Annotated in this window: 18 protein-coding genes; 10 read left to right on the forward strand and 8 right to left on the reverse strand. The window is 65.4% G+C overall.

What is annotated here, in order from left to right:
- Positions 1–2 precede the first annotated feature (2 nt).
- Both DAD99_RS05915 and recR read left to right on the forward strand, forming a co-directional pair.
- Positions 3–3,146 (forward strand): DNA polymerase III subunit gamma and tau, encoded by a 3,144-nt coding sequence (locus DAD99_RS05915; RefSeq protein ID WP_193340750.1) that lies wholly within the window; start codon positions 3–5, stop codon positions 3,144–3,146.
- A 63-nt stretch (positions 3,147–3,209) separates the two neighbouring features.
- Positions 3,210–3,809: a recombination mediator RecR gene (gene recR, locus DAD99_RS05920; RefSeq protein ID WP_056348564.1), complete on the forward strand. Its 600-nt coding sequence runs from the start codon at positions 3,210–3,212 to the stop codon at positions 3,807–3,809.
- 55 nt (positions 3,810–3,864) lie between these two features.
- Here recR and DAD99_RS05925 read toward each other — a convergent pair whose 3' ends face one another.
- The 3 genes from DAD99_RS05925 to DAD99_RS05935 all read right to left on the reverse strand — a co-directional run bounded on the left by DAD99_RS05925 (position 3,865) and on the right by DAD99_RS05935 (position 7,254).
- The gene (locus DAD99_RS05925) at positions 3,865–4,941 is read right to left on the reverse strand and encodes a hypothetical protein (protein ID WP_193340751.1); all 1,077 of its coding nucleotides are present in this window, start codon (positions 4,939–4,941) and stop codon (positions 3,865–3,867) included.
- A gap of 193 nt (positions 4,942–5,134) precedes the next feature.
- The gene (locus tag DAD99_RS05930) at positions 5,135–6,286 is read right to left on the reverse strand and encodes an ABC transporter permease (RefSeq protein ID WP_193340752.1); all 1,152 of its coding nucleotides are present in this window, start codon (positions 6,284–6,286) and stop codon (positions 5,135–5,137) included.
- Positions 6,283–7,254: an ABC transporter ATP-binding protein gene (locus tag DAD99_RS05935; protein WP_193340753.1), complete on the reverse strand. Its 972-nt coding sequence runs from the start codon at positions 7,252–7,254 to the stop codon at positions 6,283–6,285. The genes DAD99_RS05930 and DAD99_RS05935 overlap by 4 nt, the downstream gene beginning before the upstream one ends.
- 215 nt (positions 7,255–7,469) lie before the next feature.
- Between DAD99_RS05935 and DAD99_RS05940 the strand changes: the two genes are divergently transcribed.
- Positions 7,470–8,828 carry an aspartate kinase gene (locus tag DAD99_RS05940; protein ID WP_193340754.1) on the forward strand — a complete coding sequence of 453 codons (1,359 nt, stop codon included), beginning with the start codon at positions 7,470–7,472 and terminating at the stop codon, positions 8,826–8,828.
- Positions 8,829–8,920: 92 nt separating this feature from the next.
- Here DAD99_RS05940 and DAD99_RS05945 read toward each other — a convergent pair whose 3' ends face one another.
- Together DAD99_RS05945 and DAD99_RS05950 are read right to left on the reverse strand one after the other, a co-directional pair.
- The gene (locus tag DAD99_RS05945) at positions 8,921–9,136 is read right to left on the reverse strand and encodes a hypothetical protein (RefSeq protein ID WP_193340755.1); all 216 of its coding nucleotides are present in this window, start codon (positions 9,134–9,136) and stop codon (positions 8,921–8,923) included.
- Between the two features lie 132 nt (positions 9,137–9,268).
- Positions 9,269–9,511, reverse strand: a complete 243-nt coding sequence (locus DAD99_RS05950; protein ID WP_193340756.1) for a hypothetical protein — start codon at positions 9,509–9,511, stop codon at positions 9,269–9,271.
- Between the two features lie 80 nt (positions 9,512–9,591).
- On the opposite strand from DAD99_RS05950, the gene DAD99_RS05955 reads away from it, so the two are divergent.
- From DAD99_RS05955 to DAD99_RS05970, 4 genes are read left to right on the forward strand one after another with little or no spacing between them, the layout of a single operon-like run.
- The gene (locus DAD99_RS05955) at positions 9,592–10,074 is read left to right on the forward strand and encodes a MarR family winged helix-turn-helix transcriptional regulator (RefSeq protein ID WP_193340757.1); all 483 of its coding nucleotides are present in this window, start codon (positions 9,592–9,594) and stop codon (positions 10,072–10,074) included.
- A 40-nt stretch (positions 10,075–10,114) separates the two neighbouring features.
- Positions 10,115–10,678, forward strand: a complete 564-nt coding sequence (locus DAD99_RS05960; protein WP_193340758.1) for an SSI family serine proteinase inhibitor — start codon at positions 10,115–10,117, stop codon at positions 10,676–10,678.
- Entirely contained in the window at positions 10,656–11,588 is a 933-nt protein-coding gene (locus DAD99_RS05965; RefSeq protein WP_193340759.1) for a 3-methyladenine DNA glycosylase, read from the forward strand. Before DAD99_RS05960 ends, DAD99_RS05965 begins: the two co-directional genes overlap by 23 nt.
- Complete coding sequence (locus DAD99_RS05970) at positions 11,585–11,938, forward strand: serine protease inhibitor (RefSeq protein WP_193340760.1); 354 nt, start codon at positions 11,585–11,587, stop codon at positions 11,936–11,938. Before DAD99_RS05965 ends, DAD99_RS05970 begins: the two co-directional genes overlap by 4 nt.
- Positions 11,939–12,020: 82 nt before the next feature.
- Here DAD99_RS05970 and DAD99_RS05975 read toward each other — a convergent pair whose 3' ends face one another.
- The 3 genes from DAD99_RS05975 to DAD99_RS05985 all read right to left on the reverse strand — a co-directional run bounded on the left by DAD99_RS05975 (position 12,021) and on the right by DAD99_RS05985 (position 18,953).
- Positions 12,021–15,122 carry a S8 family peptidase gene (locus DAD99_RS05975; RefSeq protein ID WP_193340775.1) on the reverse strand — a complete coding sequence of 1,034 codons (3,102 nt, stop codon included), beginning with the start codon at positions 15,120–15,122 and terminating at the stop codon, positions 12,021–12,023.
- Positions 15,123–15,499: 377 nt separating this feature from the next.
- Positions 15,500–18,472 (reverse strand): exo-alpha-sialidase, encoded by a 2,973-nt coding sequence (locus DAD99_RS05980; protein WP_227007721.1) that lies wholly within the window; start codon positions 18,470–18,472, stop codon positions 15,500–15,502.
- Positions 18,473–18,767: 295 nt separating this feature from the next.
- Positions 18,768–18,953, reverse strand: coding sequence for a hypothetical protein (locus DAD99_RS05985; RefSeq protein ID WP_193340762.1), 186 nt, complete (start codon positions 18,951–18,953; stop codon positions 18,768–18,770).
- Between the two features lie 275 nt (positions 18,954–19,228).
- Between DAD99_RS05985 and purS the strand changes: the two genes are divergently transcribed.
- The 3 genes from purS to purL are packed head-to-tail and all read left to right on the forward strand — an operon-like array spanning position 19,229 to position 22,609.
- Complete coding sequence (purS, locus tag DAD99_RS05990) at positions 19,229–19,480, forward strand: phosphoribosylformylglycinamidine synthase subunit PurS (RefSeq protein ID WP_056631212.1); 252 nt, start codon at positions 19,229–19,231, stop codon at positions 19,478–19,480.
- Between the two features lies 1 nt (position 19,481).
- Entirely contained in the window at positions 19,482–20,276 is a 795-nt protein-coding gene (gene purQ / locus DAD99_RS05995; RefSeq protein WP_193340763.1) for a phosphoribosylformylglycinamidine synthase subunit PurQ, read from the forward strand.
- Entirely contained in the window at positions 20,273–22,609 is a 2,337-nt protein-coding gene (gene purL, locus DAD99_RS06000; protein ID WP_193340764.1) for a phosphoribosylformylglycinamidine synthase subunit PurL, read from the forward strand. The genes purQ and purL overlap by 4 nt, the downstream gene beginning before the upstream one ends.
- Positions 22,610–22,657: the final 48 nt, after the last annotated feature.

Here is a 22,657-nt window from a genome sequence, read left to right on the forward strand (position 1 = left end):
TCGTGACTGTTACTACCACCGCCCTTTACCGCAGGTACCGCCCGGACTCTTTCGCTGACGTTATCGGGCAGGAACACGTCACGGAGCCGCTGATGACGGCGCTGCGGAAAAACCGCGTCAATCACGCCTATCTCTTCTCCGGCCCCCGCGGTTGCGGAAAGACCACCTCCGCCCGCATCCTGGCCCGCTGCCTCAACTGCGCCCAAGGCCCTACAGATACTCCCTGCGGGACGTGCCCCAGCTGCATTGAACTGGCACGCGGCGGCTCAGGCTCCCTGGACGTCATCGAGATCGACGCAGCCAGCCACGGTGGCGTGGACGACGCCCGCGACCTCCGCGAACGCGCAACGTACGCTCCGGTCCGCGACCGTTACAAGATTTTCATCATCGATGAGGCCCACATGGTCACCTCCGCCGGCTTCAACGCCCTGCTGAAAATCGTTGAAGAGCCGCCGGAGCACATCAAGTTCATCTTCGCCACGACGGAGCCGGACAAGGTCATCGGCACCATCCGCTCCCGCACGCACCACTACCCTTTCCGGCTTGTCCCGCCGGAGCCGCTGATGGCGTACCTGGAACTGCTCTGCAACCAGGAAAACGTTCCCGTGGCACCCGGCGTTTTGTCCCTGGTGGTCCGGGCCGGCGGCGGCTCAGTCCGAGATTCCCTGTCTGTGCTGGACCAGCTGATGGCCGGCGCCGGACCCACCGGCCTCAATTACGAGCTGGCCGTTGCCCTGCTCGGCTACACGCACGCATCGCTGCTGGATGACGTGGTGGAAGCTGTGGCCGCCTCAGATGCCGCCACCGTTTTCCGGGCTGTGGACCGCGTGGTGCAGACCGGCCACGATCCCCGCCGCTTCGTCGAGGACCTGCTGGAACGCTTCCGCGATCTCATCATTGTCCAGGCCATGCCCGAAAGCGCCCAGGTTATCCTCCGCGGCATGCCGGCGGACCAGATCGCCCGGCTCCAGAACCAGGCGCACAACCTCGGGGCCTCCGAACTCTCCCGCGCAGCCGATGTCACCAACACGGCGCTGTCCGAGATGACCGGCGCCACGTCCCCCCGGCTGCACCTCGAGCTGCTTTGCGCCCGCATCCTGCTCCCCAGTTCGGAACAGACCGAACGCGGCATCGCTGCCCGGATCGACCGCGTGGAGCGGCGCCTGAACTACGCAGGGAACGACGTCGGTGCTCCCGCTCCGGCGGGCGCGGTTGCTCCAGTGCCAGCCGCGGCACCGGAACGTGCGGCGGCGCCGGTTGCCGCACAGCAGCCGTCGGCACCCGCCGCTGCCGGTCCCGAGCCTGCCCGGCCACAGGCCGTCGGAGCCGAAGAGGCCAGGCCGTCGCTGACGCCGCCCAGGGTCAGCACCAACGACTGGCCGGTTGACGAGTCCACAGGCGGGCGGCCCGCTTCCACGCCGCAGGCAACCGGTCAGCCCAACCGGGAGACCAGGCAAGACGCCACCCGCGAAGTTCCGCCAGCCACCCCGCCGGCAAACACAGACGACGTCGCGGTTCCTGCCCCGGCTGCGCCTGCCCCTGCCCCTGCCGCCGCCACCGTTGCGGCAGTGACCGGGGATGTTGAAGTCCTGCGCCGTGCCTGGCCGGAAGTTCTGCAGACGCTCTCCAAGATCAAACGCAGCACGTGGGCCCTGGTTGAGCCGAACTCCCAGGTAGGTGCCTTCGACGGCCAGGTCCTGACGCTTTCCTTCAGCACCACGGGGTTGGCCAGCGCCTTTGGCCGGGCTGACCACGCTGAGAACCTGCGGCAGGCGATCCACAAGACGGTAGGCATCGACTGCCAGATCACCGCAGTCGCCGGTGGCGCCGCCAACAGTTCAGCGAGCGCTGAGCCAAACCCAAAAGCACCCGCTAGCCCGGAAGCTCCGGCCAGTTCAGCCGATGCCGCGTGGGGCCTGGCCCCTGCCACCGCTGTTTCCACCCCTGCCGCCCCTGCCACCGCGCCCGCACCTTCTCTTGCCCCCTCCCCCGCGACGCGTGCTCCTGAACCGGCCGTACTTCCTGCCCCTGCTGCGCCCCCTGCCGCTTATGCACCTTCCACAGTCCCAGCGGCCCCGGCGGCTCCTGTCCGGCACACCGGCGCCGTCAGCGCCCCGGCAGCCACCGAGTCTGCCCAGGTACCAGCCGCCCAGGGTCAGTCCGAGCCGGCTGACTCTGATGTCCCTGCCGGCCCGTACGCCTACTCCGAAGACGACTGGGGCCCGCCGCGCGACGAAGATGCTCCGTCCCTGGACGAGGAACCCCCCATGGACTGGGATCCATCGGCTCCTGCTGCGTCACGGCTGTCGCCTGCACAGCCTGGCTCTTCGGCAGCAGCACCCGCCAAGCGGTCTGCTCGAAGGTCCTCAAAGGCTGCAGCATCAATAACTTCCCCAACGGCCAGGACCTCTGCCGCTCCGTCGCAGCCCGATGCGGCACTGGATCCGTGGGGCCGCGCCGTCGAGCAGGCTCCGGGCGTATGGGTTGTTGGTACCGAACCCAATGTTGGCAAAAGCCTGAAAACGCCCGTCCCTGAAGAGGCCGCCAGCGCCGCTCCCGCCCCCAGCTACGAGCCGGCCACCGCTCAGATGCCTCAGAAGTCACCTGTCGTTAGCCAGTCCGAGGCCGACGCCAGTTGGGGCTTGCCGCCCGTGGCTGGCGCCGCAACGTCCGGCGTAGCTGCGCAGCAACCAGCCGCACCACAAAGACCCGCACCACAAAGCCCTGCACCGGAAACCGCGGCGTTTCCTAGCCCGGCGCCGACCGGCCAAGTCCCAGCGGCTCCGGCAGTCCACACGGAGAAAGCGGTGGTTCCAGAACCTGCCGAAGTCCGCGAGTACGCCATGGCATCGACTACTCCGGCAGCCGCGCCCCTGCAACCGGCACCGGCAACCTCCGAGTCCGCTGCTGCCGCCCGGCAGAGTCTTTACCAGCGCCTGTCCAACAGCCCCGAAGCCGAGGCCGGGCGCGCCAAGGCTCCAGCCAAGGCTGCCGCCGCCACCTACGTCCAGGACATTCCGAGCGCGGACGATGAAACCATCGAGGAATCCGGCGTCTTCGGACGCGCCGCCGTGGAGCGTATTCTGGGCGGAAAGCTCATCGAAGAGCGGTCCCCGGACGGAAGCCCCATCGTTTCGAGGTTCTAGGCACCTGCAACCCGTGCTCCCGCAACTCCAATCACCATTCAAGCCAAACCAAAAGAGGAAAACGTGTACGAAGGCGCAGTCCAGGAGCTGATTGACGAGCTCGGACGGCTTCCCGGTGTCGGTCCCAAGTCCGCCCAGCGGCTTGCCTTCCACATCCTCGAAGCGGACCCCCAGGACATGAAGCGACTCGTGGAAGCCATCACCATGGTGAAGGAACGCGTGAAGTTCTGCACGGTATGCGGCAACGTCACCGAGCAGGAATTGTGCAACATCTGCCGCGATCCCCGGCGGGACCCGTCAGTCATTTGTGTGGTGGAGGAGTCCAAGGATGTCCTCGCCGTGGAGCGCACACGATCCTTCCGCGGCCGTTACCACGTGCTGGGCGGGGCCATCAACCCCATTGCCGGCGTGGGGCCCGAGCAACTGCGGATCAGGGAACTCCTGACCCGGCTGAACGACGGCGCCATCCAGGAAGTCATCATTGCCACCGACCCCAACCTCGAAGGCGAAGCAACGGCCACCTACCTGGCCCGGATGCTGAAGACCATCGGCATCGTGGTAACCAGGCTGGCCTCCGGCCTGCCCGTGGGCGGCGATCTTGAGTACGCCGACGAGGTCACGCTCGGCCGCGCATTCGAAGGCCGCCGCAACGCCCTGACCTGATCTGGCCTGATCTGGTCTGCCGCGATCTGGTCTGCCGTGATCTGAAAGGACGCGTTCAGGCGGCAGGGTTGAGCCGTCGTCGGGCAGCCCGGTGGCCACCTGCCAACAGAATGCCTGCGGCCCCGGACTGCGTGCCAACGCCGATCAGTGCCAGTGGCATTTCGACGCCTGTCTTCTCCTGTTCCTGCCCCTCCACACAAGGAACCTGGGTTCCTTCCGCTGCGTTTTGCAGTTCCCCGGGGAGCCAATCCAAGGCGTTCTCCTTAGGCTCGGCTTCACCGGCAATCAGCGCCAGAATCACCATCGGGTTGCTCGTTGCCATCCAGAAGATCCGCTCGGTGTGGTAGACCTCGGAGATGCCACGGAACTCCGGCGAACACCTATAGGAGACAACCGTGCCGAACTCGTCCCGTTGAATGTTGATGGCCACCAACACCGGCTCATACGCCCTCACGCTGGGCAGCAGCGCGATCACCGCCAACACATTTCCAACCAGAAGCAACGCTGCGACGCCCCACGCCAGAACCCTTCCCTGCTGACCTTCAAACCACCGCGCAGCGCCCGCGCCAATGCCGCCAAAAACCAAGACTTCAAGCATCATCAGGACATAGGTCACCCCGGCAATTGCGGGCGAGGACTCAGACCAGAACGCGAGCAGCAGCAGGAAAACGAAAGCCACGCTGGCGAAGACCAATCCTGTGGCACTGCAGCGCGCCCAGTCCAGCAACGGGCCGTCCACCGCACCCTCGACGGGATCCTGGCCACCGCCGCGCCGTACGTACCCCCACCGGACAGCGAGTACGCAGCTCATCAGCACCAGCATTGCGGCCGTGAGCATGTACACCCAGGCATGGGAATCCGGCGGCAGGTCACCGCCGGTGACCAGGGCGATCACCAACAGCGTACCGGCGCACCAGCAGGCACCGAGAATGGCGGCGCTCTCCCACCAGAAGCGGCCAGAGCGGACAGTCTGCAGCGCCGTTGCCAACGCACTGCCGGCAAGCAACCAAACCTGGGCGCCGCCCGGCGACGGGCTGTCCCCGGCGTCGTCTTCGTCGTCGTACTGGTTTTTTCCGGCGCCAATGGGTTCGTACAGAGGTTCGTCGTCGGCCGGATCTTTCCCCTCAGCCACCGACCTCATCCGCCACGTTCTTATCAGCCACGTGCCGCCTCCATCCCTCTGGACAGGACCAGCCCCGACAGCCAGCCGCCATGTCGGCCAGCTACTCCAATCGTGATCCGCTGAAGCAGGCCTGTCCAGTACCCCCGCAGTCCAGTGGCCTAGCCGTCAAGGCAAGGACTGTCATGGCAGGGGCACGCCGGCTTTAGGCAATGCGTGTTCCGCTCGCCATCCTGTGCGCCGGGGTGCGCAGCGATCGCCAACCCAGCCACATCAGCAGCCCGGCAAGCAGCAGCTGCAGGCCAAGCCCCAGCGGCCACAACGGAGTGGACTGCGCCAGATACTGAGGCTTGGCCTCGCCGTTGGCGCAAGGGTATGTGCCCTCCGGACCGGCCATGGCGTAACGCGCACCCTGGCTGATGGATTCGATGGCCCCTACTGGTGACGACATGCCGAAGCCACTGTTAACCCGGACCGTATAGGGGATGGCGTCGGCCACCACCACGTAGGGGTTCATGGCAAGCATCCACGCCACCCTCTCTGTGCGCACGGTCGGCTGGGCACGCAGCGGTCCGGAGCAGGTGTACGCCGGTTCCTCCGCCACCGTGTCGTCGGGTACCGGCCGCAACTGTTCGTAGTTGCGGTACTGCGCCTGGTTGGCCATGATGGTTCCCTGCGATAGCCCGGTGCCCAGGCCAAAGGCAATCAGGGAACCGAAAACCAGCCCGGCGACGGCAAGGTACGTGACCACAATCGAGAACAGCGGGCGCCCCGCCAGCGCGGAAATTCCGACGCCGATGGCACACACTACGCCGACTTCAACGGCCAGCATCAGCAGGGCCACGAGGACATGGCCGGGCGTCATGCCGCCGAGGGCGACTCCGATGATCAGGAACGGCGTGCTGGCCACCAGGAATGCCAGAGCGGCGGCCCACGCGGCGAAGAACTTGCCCCACAGGATCTGGCCGGGCCGCAGCAGGGTCACCTGAAGGATGGCCAGGGTGCCGCCGGCGCGGTCGCCGTTGACGGCATTGGCAGAGAGTGCGGGCGCCACCAGCAACGCGAAAAGGAGGACAAAGGCCAGGACCACTTCGAAGATCATGGACCCTGGTCCGGTGTCGGGCGGCATGAAGTTGGAGTAGGCCCGCTGGGCTTCGCGCTGGGCATTCCAGCTGGCCCACGTCAGCCAGGTCACCAGGCCCGTCAGGATGAACCAGATCGCCAGCATGATGTACCAGCCGCGGGACCGGAGCCGCTGTTTGAGTTCCAGGACCACCACATCACGGATACCGGCAAGATGGCCGGCACCAAAACCGGCGGCCGCCGGGCGCTGGGTTATATCTGTCAGCTCGCTCATCGCCGCTCCCCCTCAAGGTTCATGTAAGTCTCCTCCAGGGCACCCGAGGCGGGCGCAAAGGAGCTGACCCCGACGCCGGCCAGCACCAGGTCGCGCAGGAGGCGGGCGGCGTCGTCGTCGTTCAGCAACACCAGGCTGACGGCCGGCCGCCGGCCGTCCTCAACCCTGAACGCCAGGCCCAGCTCCGTTAGTTTGGCGGCGAGCGCGGTACCGTCGGTTGCCGAGATGGCGTAGCGCCTGCCGGAGGCGGAAGCCTCATCCGTGGTCTGGTGCCGGACCGTCTTCCCCTGGTTGACGAACACCGCGGCGTCGGCAATCTCGTCCAGCTCGCTGAGTACGTGGGAGGAGACAACTATGGATTTGCCCTCCGCCGCGAGCTGCCGCAGCATCACGCGCAGCTCCACCCGCGATCCCGGGTCCAGGCCGGACGCCGGCTCATCGAGGAGCAACACGGACGGATCGTGGATCAGGGCCCTGGCCAGGCTGAGGCGCTGCTGCTGCCCCCGGGACAGGACGCGGGCCGGCTGGTCCGCCAGATCGCTCAGGCGGACACGTTCCAGCATGGCGGTGACGCGCTGCGGGATGCCGGCCTTGGGCAGCTGGTAGAAACGGGCTATCTGCGTGAGAATTTCACGGGCTGTCAGGGACTCCCACACCCCCAGGGTGTCCGGCATCCAGCCAATCCTTTTGCGCACTTCCGCGCTGTGGCGCTGCGGATCGAGCCCATCCACCGTGATAGTGCCGGAATCCGGTGCCAACAGCGAAGCCAGCATAAGCAGCAAGGTGGTCTTACCGGCCCCGTTAGGGCCGATCAGGGCGGTGACTTTACCCGCCGGAGCATGGAAATCCATGTGCTCGACGGCGTGCACCTGCCCGAAGCGGCGGCTCACCGCGGAGGCGCTGATGCCGTCCTGGCGAGGACTTTCCGGCTGGGCCGGAATGCCTATTTGGTCCCAATTTTCTGTCATTTTCCGAGCACCTGTCCCCCAAGCCGTTCATACATACTGACTATTTGAGCCTACGCCCGGGCCGACGGGCGCAGTATCCGCCGGAAGGCTGAGATTTGGACACAATTCCGCGTGCGGCCACAGGCGGCGATAAACTGGGCTGACACGTCACGCCGTCCAGCCGCAAGGCCGTGCCTGACCTCCAGAACTCCGATTGATCCAGTGAAGGTACGCGCATGAGTACGCCCACTTCCGAAGTGCACGCAGCAACGCAGCCACAAGAGCTGCCCGAAGACCCTGCCGTGACCAAACAGCTGATCGTGCAGAAGTTCGGCGGCTCCTCGGTGTCGGATGCCGAGGGAGTCAAGCGCGTCGCCAAGCGCGTGGTCGACGCCCAGCGAGCCGGCAACGAAGTGGTGGTGGTCGTTTCGGCCATGGGCGACACGACCGACGAACTACTGGACCTTGCCGCCCAGGTGACTGATTCCGCCCCTGCCCGCGAGATGGATATGCTCCTCTCCGCCGGTGAGCGCATCTCCATGGCCCTGCTGGCCATGGCCATCAACAAGTTCGGCGCCTCAGCGCAGTCCTTCACCGGCTCCCAGGCGGGCATGATCACCGACGGCATCCACGGCAAGGCACGAATCATCGACGTCGATCCGCACCGCATCCGCACCGCCCTGGACAAGGGGCACATCGCGATCGTGGCCGGCTTCCAGGGGATGAGCCGCAACACCAACGAGATCACCACCCTGGGCCGCGGCGGCTCGGACACCACCGCCGTCGCCCTGGCTGCCGCACTCGATGCCGATGTCTGCGAGATCTACACAGACGTTGACGGCATCTACACCGCAGACCCCCGGGTGGTGCCGTCCGCCCAGAAAATCGACACCATCTCCAGCGAAGAAATGCTGGAACTCGCGGCGTCCGGCGCAAAGATCCTGCACCTGCGCTGCGTTGAATACGCACGCCGGTTCGGCGTGCCGTTGCATGTCCGGTCCTCATTCAGCCAGAACGAAGGCACCTGGGTCATCCCCAGCGCCGAAGACAAGATCACCACTCAAGAGGGAGTTGCCTTGGAGCAGCCAATCATCTCCGGCGTTGCACACGACCGTTCCGAAGCCAAGGTCACCGTGGTGGGTGTCCCGGATATCCCCGGCAAGGCCGCGGCGATCTTCCAGGTCATCGCTGACGCCCACTCGAACATCGACATGATCGTGCAGAACGTTTCCACGCACGGCACGGGCCGGACGGACATTTCCTTCACGCTCCCCATCGTCGAAGGTGCGGAGGCCCTGGCAGCACTCAAGGCCGCGCAGCCGGACATCGGCTTCGAGAACATCGAATACAACGAACAGATCGGCAAACTGTCCCTGATCGGGGCCGGCATGCGGTCACATCCGGGCGTCTCTGCGACGTTCTTCAAGGCCCTGTCCGACGCCGGGATCAACATCAACATGATCTCCACCTCGGAAATCCGGATCTCCGTGGTGACACACGCCGATCTCCTTGACGACGCCGTCCGGGCCATCCACAAGGCCTTCGACCTGGACAGCGAGGACGAGGCAACCGTCTATGGTGGCACCGGTCGCTAGGCCAAGTCCGCCCTCTACAAGCAACGCGGGGTCACTTCCGGCCCGATAACCTTCGTTCATCTGGCCGGAAGTGACCCCGCGTTGCCCTCGTTTCAGGCTTGTTTGTCCAGTTCTTCGCGGCGCACGGCGTAGTGATGACCTTCGGAATCGGTTTCCACTGCGAAGTGGGAAAGGTCCTCGTCAGAGGCCTGCTCATACTCATCATGCTTGTGGACCACGGGCAAATCCGTGTCCAGACGCGTTGCCGGCCCGAAGACAAAACGGAGCCTGTCAGTCACGTGCATAAAACCGGTGAGAGCATGTCCCATTGTTTCCACCCCCTTCCCGCGTTGCGGGTGAAAGAGCCGCTACCTCCTGTTGGAGTCAGTGCCCCTATTTTACGCCCGCTTCCGCAAAAAGAGCCCAGTGAGGTTCGGCCTGATGGAACGGCCGGGAGAGGCTCAGCGGAGGGACTGGTCGTCCGGGTTCCTGGGCACAACATAGGTACTGCCGTCCGGCCGGGTCAGCGTTTCCCATTGCTGGGTTTCCCGCTCGCGCTGAGCCAAGAGTGCCTGGTTCTCTTCGGTCATGTCATGCACCAGGGAACTGCGGTTGGCCGGGCCGAAAATTGCCCGGAGCTTCCCGGTTGCCCGCATGAACCGCTGGGATGCGTTGCCCTTGTCCGCTGACTTGCCTGTGACCATGAAAGTGACCCCTTAGATAGAACCATCTACTCGCTCCAGTGTACGCTAACAATTAGTGCACTAACTATTGGAGGAATGTGATGACGGTACGGGCCGGCGCTGCGCGGCAGCAGGACGATGACCTCCGCTTGGAACAACAGCTCTGTTTTGCCCTTACCGTGGCATCCAGAAGCGTAGTGGGCGCCTACAAGCCCGTCCTCGAAAAGCTCGGCCTCACACACCCGCAATATCTCGTGATGCTGTGCCTTTGGGAATCAGCACCCCGCACCCTGCGCAGCATCAGTGAAGCCCTGGTTCAGGCGCCGGCCACTATCTCACCGCTTCTTCGGCGGCTGGAGGAGGCCGGCTTTGTCACCCGCCAGCGGGCGGACGGAAACGAACGCAGCCTTGCCGTGGGCCTGACGCCGGCCGGCGCCGCCCTGCGTCAGCAGGCCATTGCCGTCCCGGGCACCATGATGGAACGCCTGGGGCTGACCCGGGAGCAGGTGGGCGAGCTGCACAAGTCCATGACGGGGCTCATCGCCGCGACCGCCGGAACCGACGGGCAACCAGTCGGGGAGTAAACCCGCCAAGGCGTAAAATGGCAACAACCTAGGAGGGTCCATGCGTTTGAGATCAGTACGGCCATTGCTGGCGGTCCTCGCCGTTGCCTTGCTTGCCGCGTGTACGGGCACGCCTGACGGGACCGGGACTTCGTCCGCCACCCCTTCAGCCAGCTCCTCCGCCAGCCAGGGCACGTCCGCCGCCCCCGCTCCGGATACCGAGACCACCGTCCCGGCACCGTCCCCTTCCGCACCCCCAGCCCCGACAGCGGGCCCCGGCGACGGAAACGCCGAGCTTGCCATCATGGTCAAGCCCTCGCCCGCTGAGCCGGCGGTGAACTACACACTGGTCTGCCGCGATGGCCTTCCCACAGCCGAGAGCAAGCACCCCACGCCTGAGGCTGCGTGCACTGCCCTTAAGAACAACGCTGCGCTCCTCAGCCCTGCTCCCAGGAGCAAAGACGTGGCCTGCACCGAACAATACGGCGGCCCGCAGACCGCCACAGTCACCGGGATTGTGGACAATACTCCTGTGGATGCCACATTCGCGCGCACCAACGGCTGCGAAATCGGTGCCTGGACCGCAGCCCGGGACATCCTGGGTGCCAGCGGTGGAGCAACTTAGCCTGCTGACGGCCGATGCCCGGTGCGCCCGCGAAGAAGCGTACGAGCAACGCGTCCGCCGTTATTCCGATCCCTACCTTGCCCGCCGCTCGGCGGGCCGGAAGCACCCGGTGGAGGATTTTCTTTTCACTTACTACACGCAGAAGCCTGGCCAGCTGCTGCGCTGGCACCCCGGAGCCGGCGTCGTACTGACCGGGGAAGCGGCGTCTGCCCGGATGGGCTGGAAGCACTACAGGACGCTCGACGACGGCGAACTCGCCTCCCTGGGGCTGCCGCCAGGAACCCCTGCCGTGACTTTTGATCGCGACAAATTCCTGGCCGACCGGCACGAGGCTGTGGCCTTCGCGGACATCATTCTCCGCGGCACCGCGGCCCGCCCTGCGCAGTTTGGCTGCTTCGGGCTGCACGAATGGGCCATGGTCTACCGCCAGGACAAGTTCGACCGGCGCCACGAATACCTGCAGCTGAGGCTGGGTTCTACCGGCACGGACAAAGTGGTGGAGGACAACCGGATCCGGTGCTCACACTTTGACGCCTTCCGCTTCTACACGCCCGACGCCATTGCGCTGAACGAACTGACGCCCAGCCGCGAAAACCAGCGGCACATGGAACAGCCGGGCTGCCTGCACGCCAACATGGATCTCTACAAGTGGGCATACAAATTGCTGCCTGCGCTTCCCAGCGAACTGGTTATGGATTGCTTCGAACTGTCCTGGCGGATCCGGGCCATGGACATGCAGGCCTCCCCCTACGACCTCGCGGAGTGGGGTTACCCGCCCGTTCGGATCGAAACAGCTGAAGGCAAAGCGGCCTACGTTGAGCATCAGCGGACCTTCGCGGCCGAGGCTGCCGCGCTTCGCGCGCGCCTGGCGCAGGCCTTGGCACCGCTTCGGACGGCAGGGACGGTATGAAGGACCTCGAGCTGACCATCAAGGTCACCGAAGACCCCGACGCCCCCGAGTACGAATTCCGGCTGATAGTCCACGATGGCCGCCCCGCCGACGGTTGCACATTGCCCGATCCGGCAGGAGCGTTGTCAGCCATGGAACGCTTCGGCGAGGACATCTTCTTCCCCAAACCGGGCCCCCAGAAACTCTGCACACAGCAATACGGCGGGCCGCAGGTGGCCGTTGTGACCGGCTCCATCAACGGCCGTCCCGTGAGTGTGACTTTCCGGCGAACTGACGGTTGCGAAATCTCCCGCTGGCGCGCCATGGCGCCCCTGCTCGGCGGGACAATGGGTTCCCGCGGCGAAACCTGACCCTCTGCGGCAATCTCCGCACCGACGGAAACGCCGACGGACCCAAGCGGTCCGGCGGCGTTTCCGGTCTCATTCTGAAGAGCTAGAGATCCATGTTGCGGTTTCCGGAGAACTCCGGGACCTCCTGCTTCTTCTTTTCCTTTTTGATCTTGTCCTTCTTGTCTTTCGAGTCCGTGGCAGGGTTATCGGCCGTTTCATCATCAGGGACCACCACAGCACTTCCCGGAGCGACAACCACGGAGACGAAGGTGGGCACGCTCGAACCGTCGAACGTCACCCGGCCGATGTACGAGCCCTCAGCGAGGTCCTTCCACTGCAGCTTCACAATTCCCGCTTGGCCATTACCGAGCCGCAGCGGGTTGGGGGTCACCGTGGCATTTCCCACATTGGCTCCCAGCACCGCCGCGTCCACGGACGCCTTGGTGGGCTGCCCATTGGGGCTTGCGTAGAGGTTCACAAAAATCGTGTAAACGCCCGGCGCCGGGTTCGGAACCGAAAGCGATTCACTGGCAGAGGCCGTCTGGGCCAGCAGCGCCTGTCCCGCCGGGTTGAAGACCACCATGTCGAAGTCGGCGGCCTGGTCGGCTGAAAAGACGGAGAACTTTGCCAACGGCGATCCTGCCGGAACGGTGACCTCCTTGGCGAAGTTAAACGCGTTCGTTGCCAGGGCCAGCGGTCCGGGAACCAGCTCGATGGCTGAGGAGTCAGCCTTGGACAGACCATCCAGGGTGATCTTCACGGGCGCGTTGGTGCCGGAAACCACCGGAATGTCGCCCTGCCCCTGGCCGCCTTCCGAGGCGAAGGCCAGGTTCGCCGGCGCCACCACCGACTGCGGGCGGACAGCCACCGGCGATGCCACGTTCTTGCCGGCACCCTGCCAGACGAGGTTGCCCATGGCAAACTGCCCCAAAGCAGCGCTGGTGTTCTCGAACTTGACCTTGAAAGTGCGCTTCTCGCCGGCAGCATTGAAGCTGAGGATCGACGGCGTGACCGTCACCTTGATGCCGGGAACATTGGCCTTGGCCCGGTAGACGCCCGGGGTCAGCGCAGTGAGCGTCCGGGTGACCTCGGTCTTCCCGGTAAGCGCCCCCAGCGCGAACGAGGCAACGTTCATATCCCGCGGCGCGGTTGTTCCGAGATCCGGGATGCCCAGGTCCAGGCCCGTTCCCTGGATGAACTTCAGGTAGTCGTCCGCTGAATTGTCATAGACCAAGCCGGGATCAAGGACCCGCGCAATGTCTACCTGGCCGGCGCCGGTGGCGAAAACGTCACCGTTCCGGCTGCCGTCTTCGTTCTTGATGTCAGCTGCCGTGGTCATCATGGCCGACTTGACGGTGGCAGGAGACCACGTGGGGTTCTTTGCCAGAATCAAGGCGCCGAATCCGGCCACATGCGGCGCAGCCATTGACGTGCCGGACATCATGCCGAACTGGTCGCCGCCGGAACCGATGGGCGAAACGCCTGCCAGCACCGCTACACCCGGCGCTGCCACGTCAGGCTTGAGCAGGTCTGAGCCGGTGGCTAGCAGCGGGCCCCGGGAGGAGAAGCCGGCGATCTGCGGCTGCGGCGCGGCCGGAAGGCCCGTGGTGTCCGTGTTCACCAGGGCGACCTTGATCCCGGGGTTGGCGGTGATCTTGTCCTTGATCTGCTGCGTGGCCGGTGGGTTCACGTGCACTGTGGGGACTGCGTGACGGTCCAGGTCCTCGGAGGAGGTGGTCACGTTGACCAGGATCATGCCGATGCCGCCGGCACGCTGCACCTCGGCGCTCTTGGCTACGCGGTCCACCACCCCGCGGTCGCAGACAACGATCTTCCCGGTCACTTTGGCGGGATCCAGGGCATTGGGGGCGCACAGTTCCGGGTTTGCTGCACCGGCGGCTGCAGCACCTGCCGCCAGCACAACGTTACTCGCAGGAACGGGAGCGGCCATAAGACTGGCGCCGCGGTACTTGCTGCCGTCCTCAAATTCGACGGTTCCCTGCAATGCCGTGGAGAAGGAGCTCGCGGCAACTGTGGTCAGCCACGGCGCGCCGTGGTTCACGGTGCTTGCCGTTGGCCCCGAGTTTCCGGCGGACGCGGCAACAAAGATTCCGGCCGAGGCTGCGGAGAGAAAGGCCAGCGAAACGGGGTCTGTGGTGGTTGAGGTACTGCCGGAGATGGAGTAGTTCAGCACATCCACTCCGTCAAGGATGGCTTGATTGATCGCGGCCACGGAGGCGGAGCTGTAGCACCCGCCCGTGGCCGGATTGTTGTCCTCCCAGCAGACCTTGTAGACGGAGATCTTTGCGGCCGGTGCCACCCCGCTGGTGATACCCATATCGGTTGCACCAAGGTTGGCCCGGACGTTCGCATTGCCCGCGGCGGTGCTGGCCGTGTGCGTCCCGTGGCTTCCCACATCCACAGGCGAAATCAGTTCTTCGGGCGCACGGTTCTCCGGTGCCACGTACGCCATGTAGTCGTCAGCGAAGTAGCGGGCACTCAGGACTTTGGAGTTGCAGGCGCTGCCGTCAAACGCAGCCCCGGTTCCCTGGCCCTTCTGGCACTCACCGACGAAGGTGTCGCCGTCGGACTTGAGCATGGCGATGTTGCCATCCGCGGTTCTGTAGGGGGCGCCCACTTGGGCCTGGCCGGCGAGTGGTTGCACGTCTTCCCCGGCGAAGAACGGGTTGGAGGGGGTGTAGCCGGAGTCGATAACGCCAACTACGACACCTTTGCCGGCATTCTCCTGCCCGCCGAAGACAGTCTTCCAGAGGCCGTTTTCACCGCTGAGCCCAAGGAAGTCTGTGGTGGAGTAATCCGGCGCGTTCTCCGTGTCCGGTGCCACCATGAGGACGGCCGGGTCCTTGGCGAGCTTAGCGGCCTGGTCGGCGGTCAAATCGGCCGAGAACCCGTTGATGGCAGCCGTGTACTGGCGCTTGATCCGGACGCTTTCGGACCCGGCCACAGCGTTCTGCCTGTCCTCAAGATGCGCCTGGTACTGCTGGACTTCGGGCCGGTCGGCGTCAAGCTTGCGGCCGTTCTGGGGCTTCGTCGCTGCGAGTCCGGGAGACCCGCCGTCGTAGGTGGCCGCTGGCTTCTCGGCCAGGACCACAATGTAGCGGCCGGCGGGGTAGTCACCTGGGGTGATCTTCTTTGTAGCAACTGCCGTGTTTGCTTCAGCGGGCGCCGCGGTAGCGGGGCTCATCGCTATCGACGAAAGGAGCAGCGGCAAGCCCACGGCCAATGCCGCTGCTTTCCGGAGTCCCCCGCCCCGAATGGGGCTTTTTCCAGTTGATTTCACGAGCGACTACACCTTTCACAAGGAACGGCCGGCCACGTTGCCGGTCTGGAGCAGCTGGGAACGGCACACGACATTACAGATTTTGTAATGCTGTGACCAGCCGTTACAAACAGTACAGACTGAGAGCTGAATATGACATAGGACACATTAGTTGCAGACGTCAATCATGCAGCGTTTAGGGGAGAGCCGGGAAGGCACAAAAGAAGACCCCACGCGGGCCGGACTTTGGGTAAGCCCGGCTCCACGCGGAGGTCGCCTTTGGTGCTGGGAAATCACCTGGCTTAGCCCTTGGGAGTCACCTGCAGGCGGTCGAAGGAGACCTGCCTGCCATTCTTGTCCAGCACCACAACGTCGTCGCGGCCGTTCTGCACGCCGGAGGGCAAAATGAACTCAACCGTGTTGTCCGTGGTGGGGAAAATCCAGCCGATCCGGTAGCTCTTCTTGTTCAGGTATACGTAGTACCACTGGCCGTAATCGAGACCCTTCAGGGTCACCTTTTGGCCGTTGCGGTACTGGTCCTGGGTGCCGAGATCGAACGGAGCCGTCTGCTCCTCAAGGTCCTGGACGGCGAGGACGGGAACCGCCTCGGGCTGCGCCGGCTGGAGAGCCAGCACCAGTGCGCCGCCGGTCACCGTGGCCGTGACCTGCTTGGCGCCGTTGGTGGCAATTGCTTCGAACGAGACGGCGTCGAGGCGGCCTGCCGCGACGTCGGCCGCGGTGAGGACGTGCTCGCGCGTTGCCGTCACCGTCCCGCCCACGGCCAGGCCGTCCTGACCGATGGAAGCGCCCGGGGCGCTGAGCCCGGTGAGGGCAACATTGCCCGCGTTGCCAACGGTGTAGGTGTACAAGACGGCATCGCCTTCGCTGGCGAAACGGTCGCCGTCGGCGTCGGCCCACTCAGCGGACACGGTGCCTTCCAGCTTGGCGTCGCGGACCTTCAGGTCCACTTCGCCGCCGTCGATCGTGTAGACCTTGTTGCTCTGGCCTGCGGAACTGACCTCCCAGGTGGTCTTCGGAACGAAGTAGCCCTGCGCGGCCTCTTCCGCGGTCACGGTGTGGCGCGGCGTGGCGCAGCTGTAGCCCTGGCCGGCCGGGAGCACGCCGTAGCGGCAGTTGCCCGGGCCTTCGGGGACGAACGGGCTGAAGTTGCCGGCGGTCGGAACCACTTTCTCCACCAGCGGGCTCGTGTTGCTCACGCTGAAGGTATACGGAAACGCGTCGCCGGCGGCGTACGGTGCGGTGGCGAGGTCGCGGCCGGAGTCCGCACGGGCGCCGGCGATGGTGGCGGAAACCAGACCGTCACGCAGTGCCACCGCGGCGCCGGTGAACGGAACGGTCTTGGTGAGCGACGGCGTCGCGCTGGCCGTGATGGTGAAGCTGACCTGGGGAACGAAGTAGCCGCGCTCGATGTCCTCCGCGGTCACCGTGTGCTTGGCCGTGGTGCAGCTGTATGTGGCACCGGCGGCCAGGTTGTTGAACCGGCAGTTGGGGGCACTGGGTGCGCCGGGCGCGGGAGGCAGGAAACCGGTCTCGAAGTTGCCGGAGACCGGGACGGAATTCGCAGTGACGTTCGCTGTGCTCTTGACGGCGAACGTGTAGCTCATGACGTCGCCTGCCTGGTAGGGGCTGGCGATGACGTCGCGAGCCGGGGCGGTTCCGTTGATGGTGAGTCCCACCTGCGGAACTGACGGGACGGTGGCGGTGAAGGTGAACTGCGAAACCCGGCCATCCGCCGTCGTAAATGCCGCGTTCAGGTTCTGCGGACCACCGGCGTTCGCCGGGGCGGTCAGTGCGACATTGACAGTAGCCGAGGCCCCGGGCGCGACGGCGGGCACGGGCACCGTGGTGGCGGTCCAACCGGCCGGGGTGTAGACGGTGGCGGTGGCGCCGGAGAGAGTGGTGGCTTCCTGGTTGGTGACGGTGACGGCCACCTGCGAGGTGGCACCGGGAGTCGTGGTCACGGCCGGCACGGACAGCGGGGCGCAGGCGTAATTCAGCCAAGCGTCGTCGAACTTCGCGAACTGCATGTTGTCCGTGTAGTTGCCCTCATAAAGAACGCCGAACGTGCCGTCCTCGAGGCGGGACACGGTGGAGTAGGCGGAGAAGCCGGCGCGGATGGTGCGTACGCCGGGCCAGGTGGCACCGTCGTCGCAGGAGATGCGAGCGGAGACGTTCTCGCGGCCGGTCTTGGAATTGGAGTTGGTGAAAATGAGCTTCTTGGCGTCCGCTGAGCCCTGTGCCGCGGCCGGGAACATCCGGGCGATGGAGCCGTTGTTGGCCGGGTCCGGCAGCTCGGTGTCCTGGGTGACCGGGCCGTAGGTGGCGCCACCGTCGGTGGAGACGGCCACCTTGCGGTAGCCCTGGTTGGCGTTGTCGCGGGAGTTCAGCAGCACGCGGCCGTCGGAAAGTTCCACGGTTTTGTTCTCGTCCATGCGGTCGCCCACGTTGGCGCCCTTGTGCCAGCTGACGCCGTGATCGTCCGAGTAGACGCTGTAGGCCTGGATCTTGTTGGTGCCGTCCGCCTGGCGCACATCGCCGGCGTACTGCTGGATCAGGCGGCCCTTGAACTGGCCGTACTTGAGCTGGATGCCTTCACCGGAGGACGCGAAGTTGGAGCGGATATCGCCGGCCACGGGGCTGGTCTTGCTGGTGCCCGGCTTGGTGACGTTGGTGATGAGCCTCGGCTGGGTCCAGGTGACGCCGCCGTCGGAGGATTCGATGACGGCCGAGGAAATGACGGCACGGTCGGCGTCGTTGTTGCCGAACTGGCTGCCGAAGAAGCCCTGGTCCTTGGAGTACACAAACAGCGCGAAGACCTTGCCAGCCTCGGCGTCGTAGATGTAGGAGGGATCGCTGTAGCCGTACCGCGGACCGGAGGCGTCGCCCACGTGGCCTGCGGCGATAACCTGCACGGGGCCCCAGGTCTGGCCCCCGTCAGTGCTGCGGCGCTGCACGATCGAATTGGGATTGGGGGCGTCCGCCGCGCTGCCGGGACGGCCGTCCCATGAGGCGAGCACCACGTTGTTGCCAACGTAGGTGAGGGCGGGAATCCGGTAATAGAAGTTCGCCGCCGTACGGTCGGCGCCGATGTTGGCCTCCGCAAATGAACCGGGAGGTGCGGTGGGGCTGTTCGAGGGGATCGGTTCCGCCTGCGCAGCGATCCCGGACCCGGTTAGCAGCGCCAGCGCTACCAGCCCGGCTCCTGCAGTTCGGCCAATATTTCGGTACCGGCTCCGCTGAGTAAAGATTCGCAATTCCATATCCTTTCAAGGCGCCGCGGGGCGGCGGATCGGGAGAATTCGGCCGTGCGGGCGGTCTCGATACCCAAAGGGATACCACCTGCCACATACGACGTCCTACGACCATAGTGTGTAGAACCTCACATGGCTAGGTGATTCTGAAACAATCCTGGCAGCGACCCGGGAGCAGGGCATTTTGCAGCCGAGGATCTGGCGCAGGGGCCCTGGCGCTGGGCACAAAAATGGGCGCCCCGTGGTGGGACGCCCATTTGGGCTTGCGTAATGTCTTGAGGCCTGGGTAAGCAGGCGTCTACTGCCTGGGCGTTCGGACCACGTCGCTGATCCACTGGCGGGTCTTTTCGTCCATAGGGCCGGTCACGTGCGTTTCCCGGGCAGCCCGGTCCGCCTTGATCTTTTGTGCCACCATCCGGCCCAAGCCGGCAAAAACGGCCAAAGCCATCATCGGCAACAGCATGGATTTCGATTTTTCAGCCATGCCGCAATCCTAGTGACGCTGGCCCCGCGAGGCCATAGCCGCCGTCGTGCCCCACCTCCCGAAAGCCCGCCCCGCCGCGATGACTGTGGCCGATCCCTCCGAATACAGGGTGCGGCGCTCCGCCCGGTAGAATGGGCTAGCAAGCTCGCGGAGCGCCCGTCCACACTGTTCTAAAGACACTGTTCGAAAAAGAATGTCCACAACATCCTGGAACGGCGTAAGACGGCGTGACTCCGCTGCGCCCTTACCCAATGCTCACGCACAGGAGTTGCCGGATGCCCCGGATCGTTGTTGACGTCATGCCCAAGCCCGAGATTCTGGACCCGCAGGGGAAGGCCATCGTGGGTGCACTCCCCCGTCTGGGCTTCACCAGCTTTAGCTCTGTCCGCCAGGGCAAGCGCTTTGAACTGACGGTTGACGGCGAGGTGACCGACGCAATCCTGGCCCAGGCCCGCGAAGCCGCCGAGACCCTGCTGTCCAACCCGGTGATCGAGGACGTCGTCAACGTCGAGGTCGTCGAGGCCTGAGATGACTGAACTTCCCTTGATCGGCGAGGCAATTGCCGTCGCCGCCGACGCTCCTGGTGCTCGCAGGCTCGCCGGTGCCCGGATCGGCGTTGTCACGTTCCCCGGCACCCTTGACGACCGCGACGCCGCCCGTGCAGTCCGGCTCGCCGGCGGCACCGCAGTGCCGCTCTGGCACGCAGACACCACCTTGGGTGACGTGGACGCCGTCGTAATCCCCGGCGGTTTCTCCTACGGCGACTACCTCCGCGCCGGCGCCATCGCCCGCTTCGCCCCGCTGATGTCCGAGATCACTAAGGCAGCGACAGGCGCCGCGTCCTCGAATCCTTTGCCCGTGCTGGGCATCTGCAACGGCTTCCAGATCCTGACCGAGTCGCACCTGCTGCCCGGCTCCATGATCAAGAACGACCACCTGAAGTTCATGTGCCGCGACCAGGTCCTGCGCGTGGAAAACAGCAACACCGCCTGGACCCTGGACTACGAGGCCGGCCAGGAAATCACGGTTCCGCTGAAGAACCAGGACGGCCAGTACATCGCCGACGAAAAGGTCCTGGACGCCCTCGAAGCTGAAGGCCGCGTGGTGTTCCGCTACGTGGGCTTCAACCCCAACGGCTCGCGCCGCGACATCGCCGGCATCTCCAACGCGGCAGGCAACGTCGTGGGACTTATGCCCCACCCCGAGCACGCGGTGGAAGTTGGCTTCGGCCCGCAGTCACTGGATGGCATTGGGGGCACGGATACCGACGGCCTGGGGTTCTTCACCTCCGTACTGAACAAGATTGTGGGAGGCAACAAATGACCGAGACCAATTCGGTGGTCGAGCCTGTCGAGACCTCATCCAAGAAGTTCAACATTGACACCGTCGAGAACGCTGCCAAGACGCCGGACACCGACCTGCCGTGGGCCGAGCTGGGCCTGAAGCAGAACGAGTTCGATGAGGTCGTCAAGGTCCTTGGCCGCCGCCCCACCGGCGCCGAGCTGGCCATGTACTCCGTCATGTGGAGCGAGCACTGCTCCTACAAGTCTTCGAAGAACCACCTGCGCCAGTTCGGCGACAAGGTGACAGAGGAGATGAAGAAGGACATGCTGGTGGGCATCGGCGAAAACGCCGGCGTCACCAACCTGGGCGACGGCTGGGCCGTAACGTTCAAGATCGAGTCCCACAACTCGCCGTCGTTCGTGGAGCCCTACCAAGGTGCAGCCACCGGCATCGGCGGCATTGTCCGCGACATCATCTCCATGGGCGCGCGCCCGGTTGCAGTGATGGATCCGCTCCGCTTCGGCGCCATTGACCACCCGGACACTGCCCGTGTGATGCACGGTGCCGTTGCCGGCATCGGCGGCTACGGCAACTCGCTGGGCCTGCCGAACATCGGCGGCGAAATGGTGTTCGACTCGGTTTATCAGGGCAACCCGCTGGTCAACGCGCTGGCTGTTGGCGTGATGCGCCACGAGGACATCCGCCTCGCCAACGCGTCCGGCAAGGGCAACAAGGTGGTCCTGTTCGGTGCACGCACCGGCGGCGACGGCATTGGCGGCGCCTCGGTGCTGGCCTCGGAGTCCTTCGACGACACCAAGCCGTCCAAGCGCCCCGCCGTCCAGGTGGGCGACCCCTTCGCTGAGAAGGTCCTGATCGAGTGCTGCCTGGAGCTCTTCAAGGGCTCGCTGGTTGAAGGCATCCAGGACCTCGGCGCCGCTGGCATCTCCTGCGCCACGTCGGAACTCGCCTCCAACGGCGACGGCGGCATGGAAGTTGAGCTGACCTCCGTCCTGCTGCGCGACCCGACGCTGACCCCGGGCGAGATCCTGATGTCCGAGTCGCAGGAACGCATGATGGCTGTGGTCACCCCGGAGAACATCGCCGCCTTCGAAGCCGTGATGGACAAGTGGGCCGTGGAGTACTCCTGGCTCGGCGAGGTCACCGACACCGGCCGCCTGATCATCACCTGGGACGGCGTAGTCATCGTGGACGTCGACCCGCGCACCGTGGCCCACGACGGGCCGGTTTATGACCGCCCGTACGCCCGCCCCTCCTGGCAGGATTCCGTACAGGCCGATTCCTTCACCGGCTCTGTGCAGGACGCCAGCCGCCCCTCCGCCCCCGCGGAACTGGCCGCGGCCGTCACCGAGCTCGTAGCGTCGCCGAATATGTGCAGCAAGGCCTGGATCACCAACCAGTACGACCGGTACGTTGGCGGCAACACCGCCCTGGCGTTCCCGGACGACGCCGGCGTGGTCCGGGTGGACGAGGAAACCGGCCTGGGCGTTGCCCTGGCCACCGATGCCAACGGCCGCTACACCTATCTTGACCCGTACCACGGCGCACAGTTGGCGCTGGCCGAGGCCTACCGCAACGTGGCCACCTCCGGCGCCGTTCCGATGGCCGTCAGCGACTGCCTGAACTTCGGTTCCCCCGAGGACCCGGACGTGATGTGGCAGCTCGCGGAGGCCATCCGCGGCCTGTCCGATGCCTGCATGGTGCTGGGCATCCCGGTCACGGGCGGAAACGTCTCGCTGTACAACCAGACCGGCACCACGCCCATCCATCCCTCCCCCGTGGTGGCCGTGCTGGGCAAGCTCGACGACGTCGCACGCCGCACGCCGTCGGGCTGGAGGGAAGATGGCCAGGCCATCTACCTGCTGGGTACGACGGCGGCCGAGCTGGACGGTTCTGAGTGGGCCAACATGCGCGGCCACCTTGGTGGACTTCCGCCCAAGGTTGACCTTGCCGCCGAACGCGAGCTGGGCGAAATCCTGATCAACGCATCCCGCGACGGCATGGTGGACTCCGCGCACGACCTCTCCGAAGGCGGCCTCGCGGCAGCCCTGGTGGAGTCCGCACTGCGCTACGGCGTAGGTGCCCGGATCGCCCTGCAGGACGTTCTGGACCGCGACGGCGTGGACCTGTTCACGGCGCTGTTCTCCGAGTCGCAGGGCCGCGCAGTTGTCGGCGTGCCCCGCTCGGAAGAGGTCCGCTTCAAGGACATGTGCACGGCCCGCGGCTTTGCCCACACCCGGATCGGCGTGGTGGACGCAGCCAGCGGAAACCTGGAGGTCAACGGCGTGGACACCATGTCGCTGGACGCCCTCCGCGAAGCCCACGAGGCGACCCTGCCGAAGTACTTCGGCTAGTCCCCACTCCTTAGATCAACGCGGGGTCACTTTCCGCCCAATAATCCC

The sequence above is a fragment of the Pseudarthrobacter sp. AB1 genome, from assembly GCF_014926485.1.
Classification (GTDB): Bacteria; Actinomycetota; Actinomycetes; order Actinomycetales; family Micrococcaceae; genus Arthrobacter.

Coding starts and splice junctions, on each gene's coding strand:
- DAD99_RS05930 (WP_193340752.1), bottom strand. CDS start 6,286: ATGAGCGAGCTGACAGATATAACCCAGCGCCCGGCGGCCGCCGGTTTT.
- DAD99_RS05935 (WP_193340753.1), bottom strand. CDS start 7,254: ATGACAGAAAATTGGGACCAAATAGGCATTCCGGCCCAGCCGGAAAGT.
- DAD99_RS05940 (WP_193340754.1), top strand. CDS start 7,470: ATGAGTACGCCCACTTCCGAAGTGCACGCAGCAACGCAGCCACAAGAG.
- DAD99_RS05945 (WP_193340755.1), bottom strand. CDS start 9,136: ATGGGACATGCTCTCACCGGTTTTATGCACGTGACTGACAGGCTCCGT.
- DAD99_RS05950 (WP_193340756.1), bottom strand. CDS start 9,511: ATGGTCACAGGCAAGTCAGCGGACAAGGGCAACGCATCCCAGCGGTTC.
- DAD99_RS05955 (WP_193340757.1), top strand. CDS start 9,592: ATGACGGTACGGGCCGGCGCTGCGCGGCAGCAGGACGATGACCTCCGC.
- DAD99_RS05960 (WP_193340758.1), top strand. CDS start 10,115: ATGCGTTTGAGATCAGTACGGCCATTGCTGGCGGTCCTCGCCGTTGCC.
- DAD99_RS05970 (WP_193340760.1), top strand. CDS start 11,585: ATGAAGGACCTCGAGCTGACCATCAAGGTCACCGAAGACCCCGACGCC.
- DAD99_RS05975 (WP_193340775.1), bottom strand. CDS start 15,122: ATGAGCCCCGCTACCGCGGCGCCCGCTGAAGCAAACACGGCAGTTGCT.
- DAD99_RS05985 (WP_193340762.1), bottom strand. CDS start 18,953: ATGGCTGAAAAATCGAAATCCATGCTGTTGCCGATGATGGCTTTGGCC.
- purS (WP_056631212.1), top strand. CDS start 19,229: ATGCCCCGGATCGTTGTTGACGTCATGCCCAAGCCCGAGATTCTGGAC.
- purQ (WP_193340763.1), top strand. CDS start 19,482: ATGACTGAACTTCCCTTGATCGGCGAGGCAATTGCCGTCGCCGCCGAC.
- purL (WP_193340764.1), top strand. CDS start 20,273: ATGACCGAGACCAATTCGGTGGTCGAGCCTGTCGAGACCTCATCCAAG.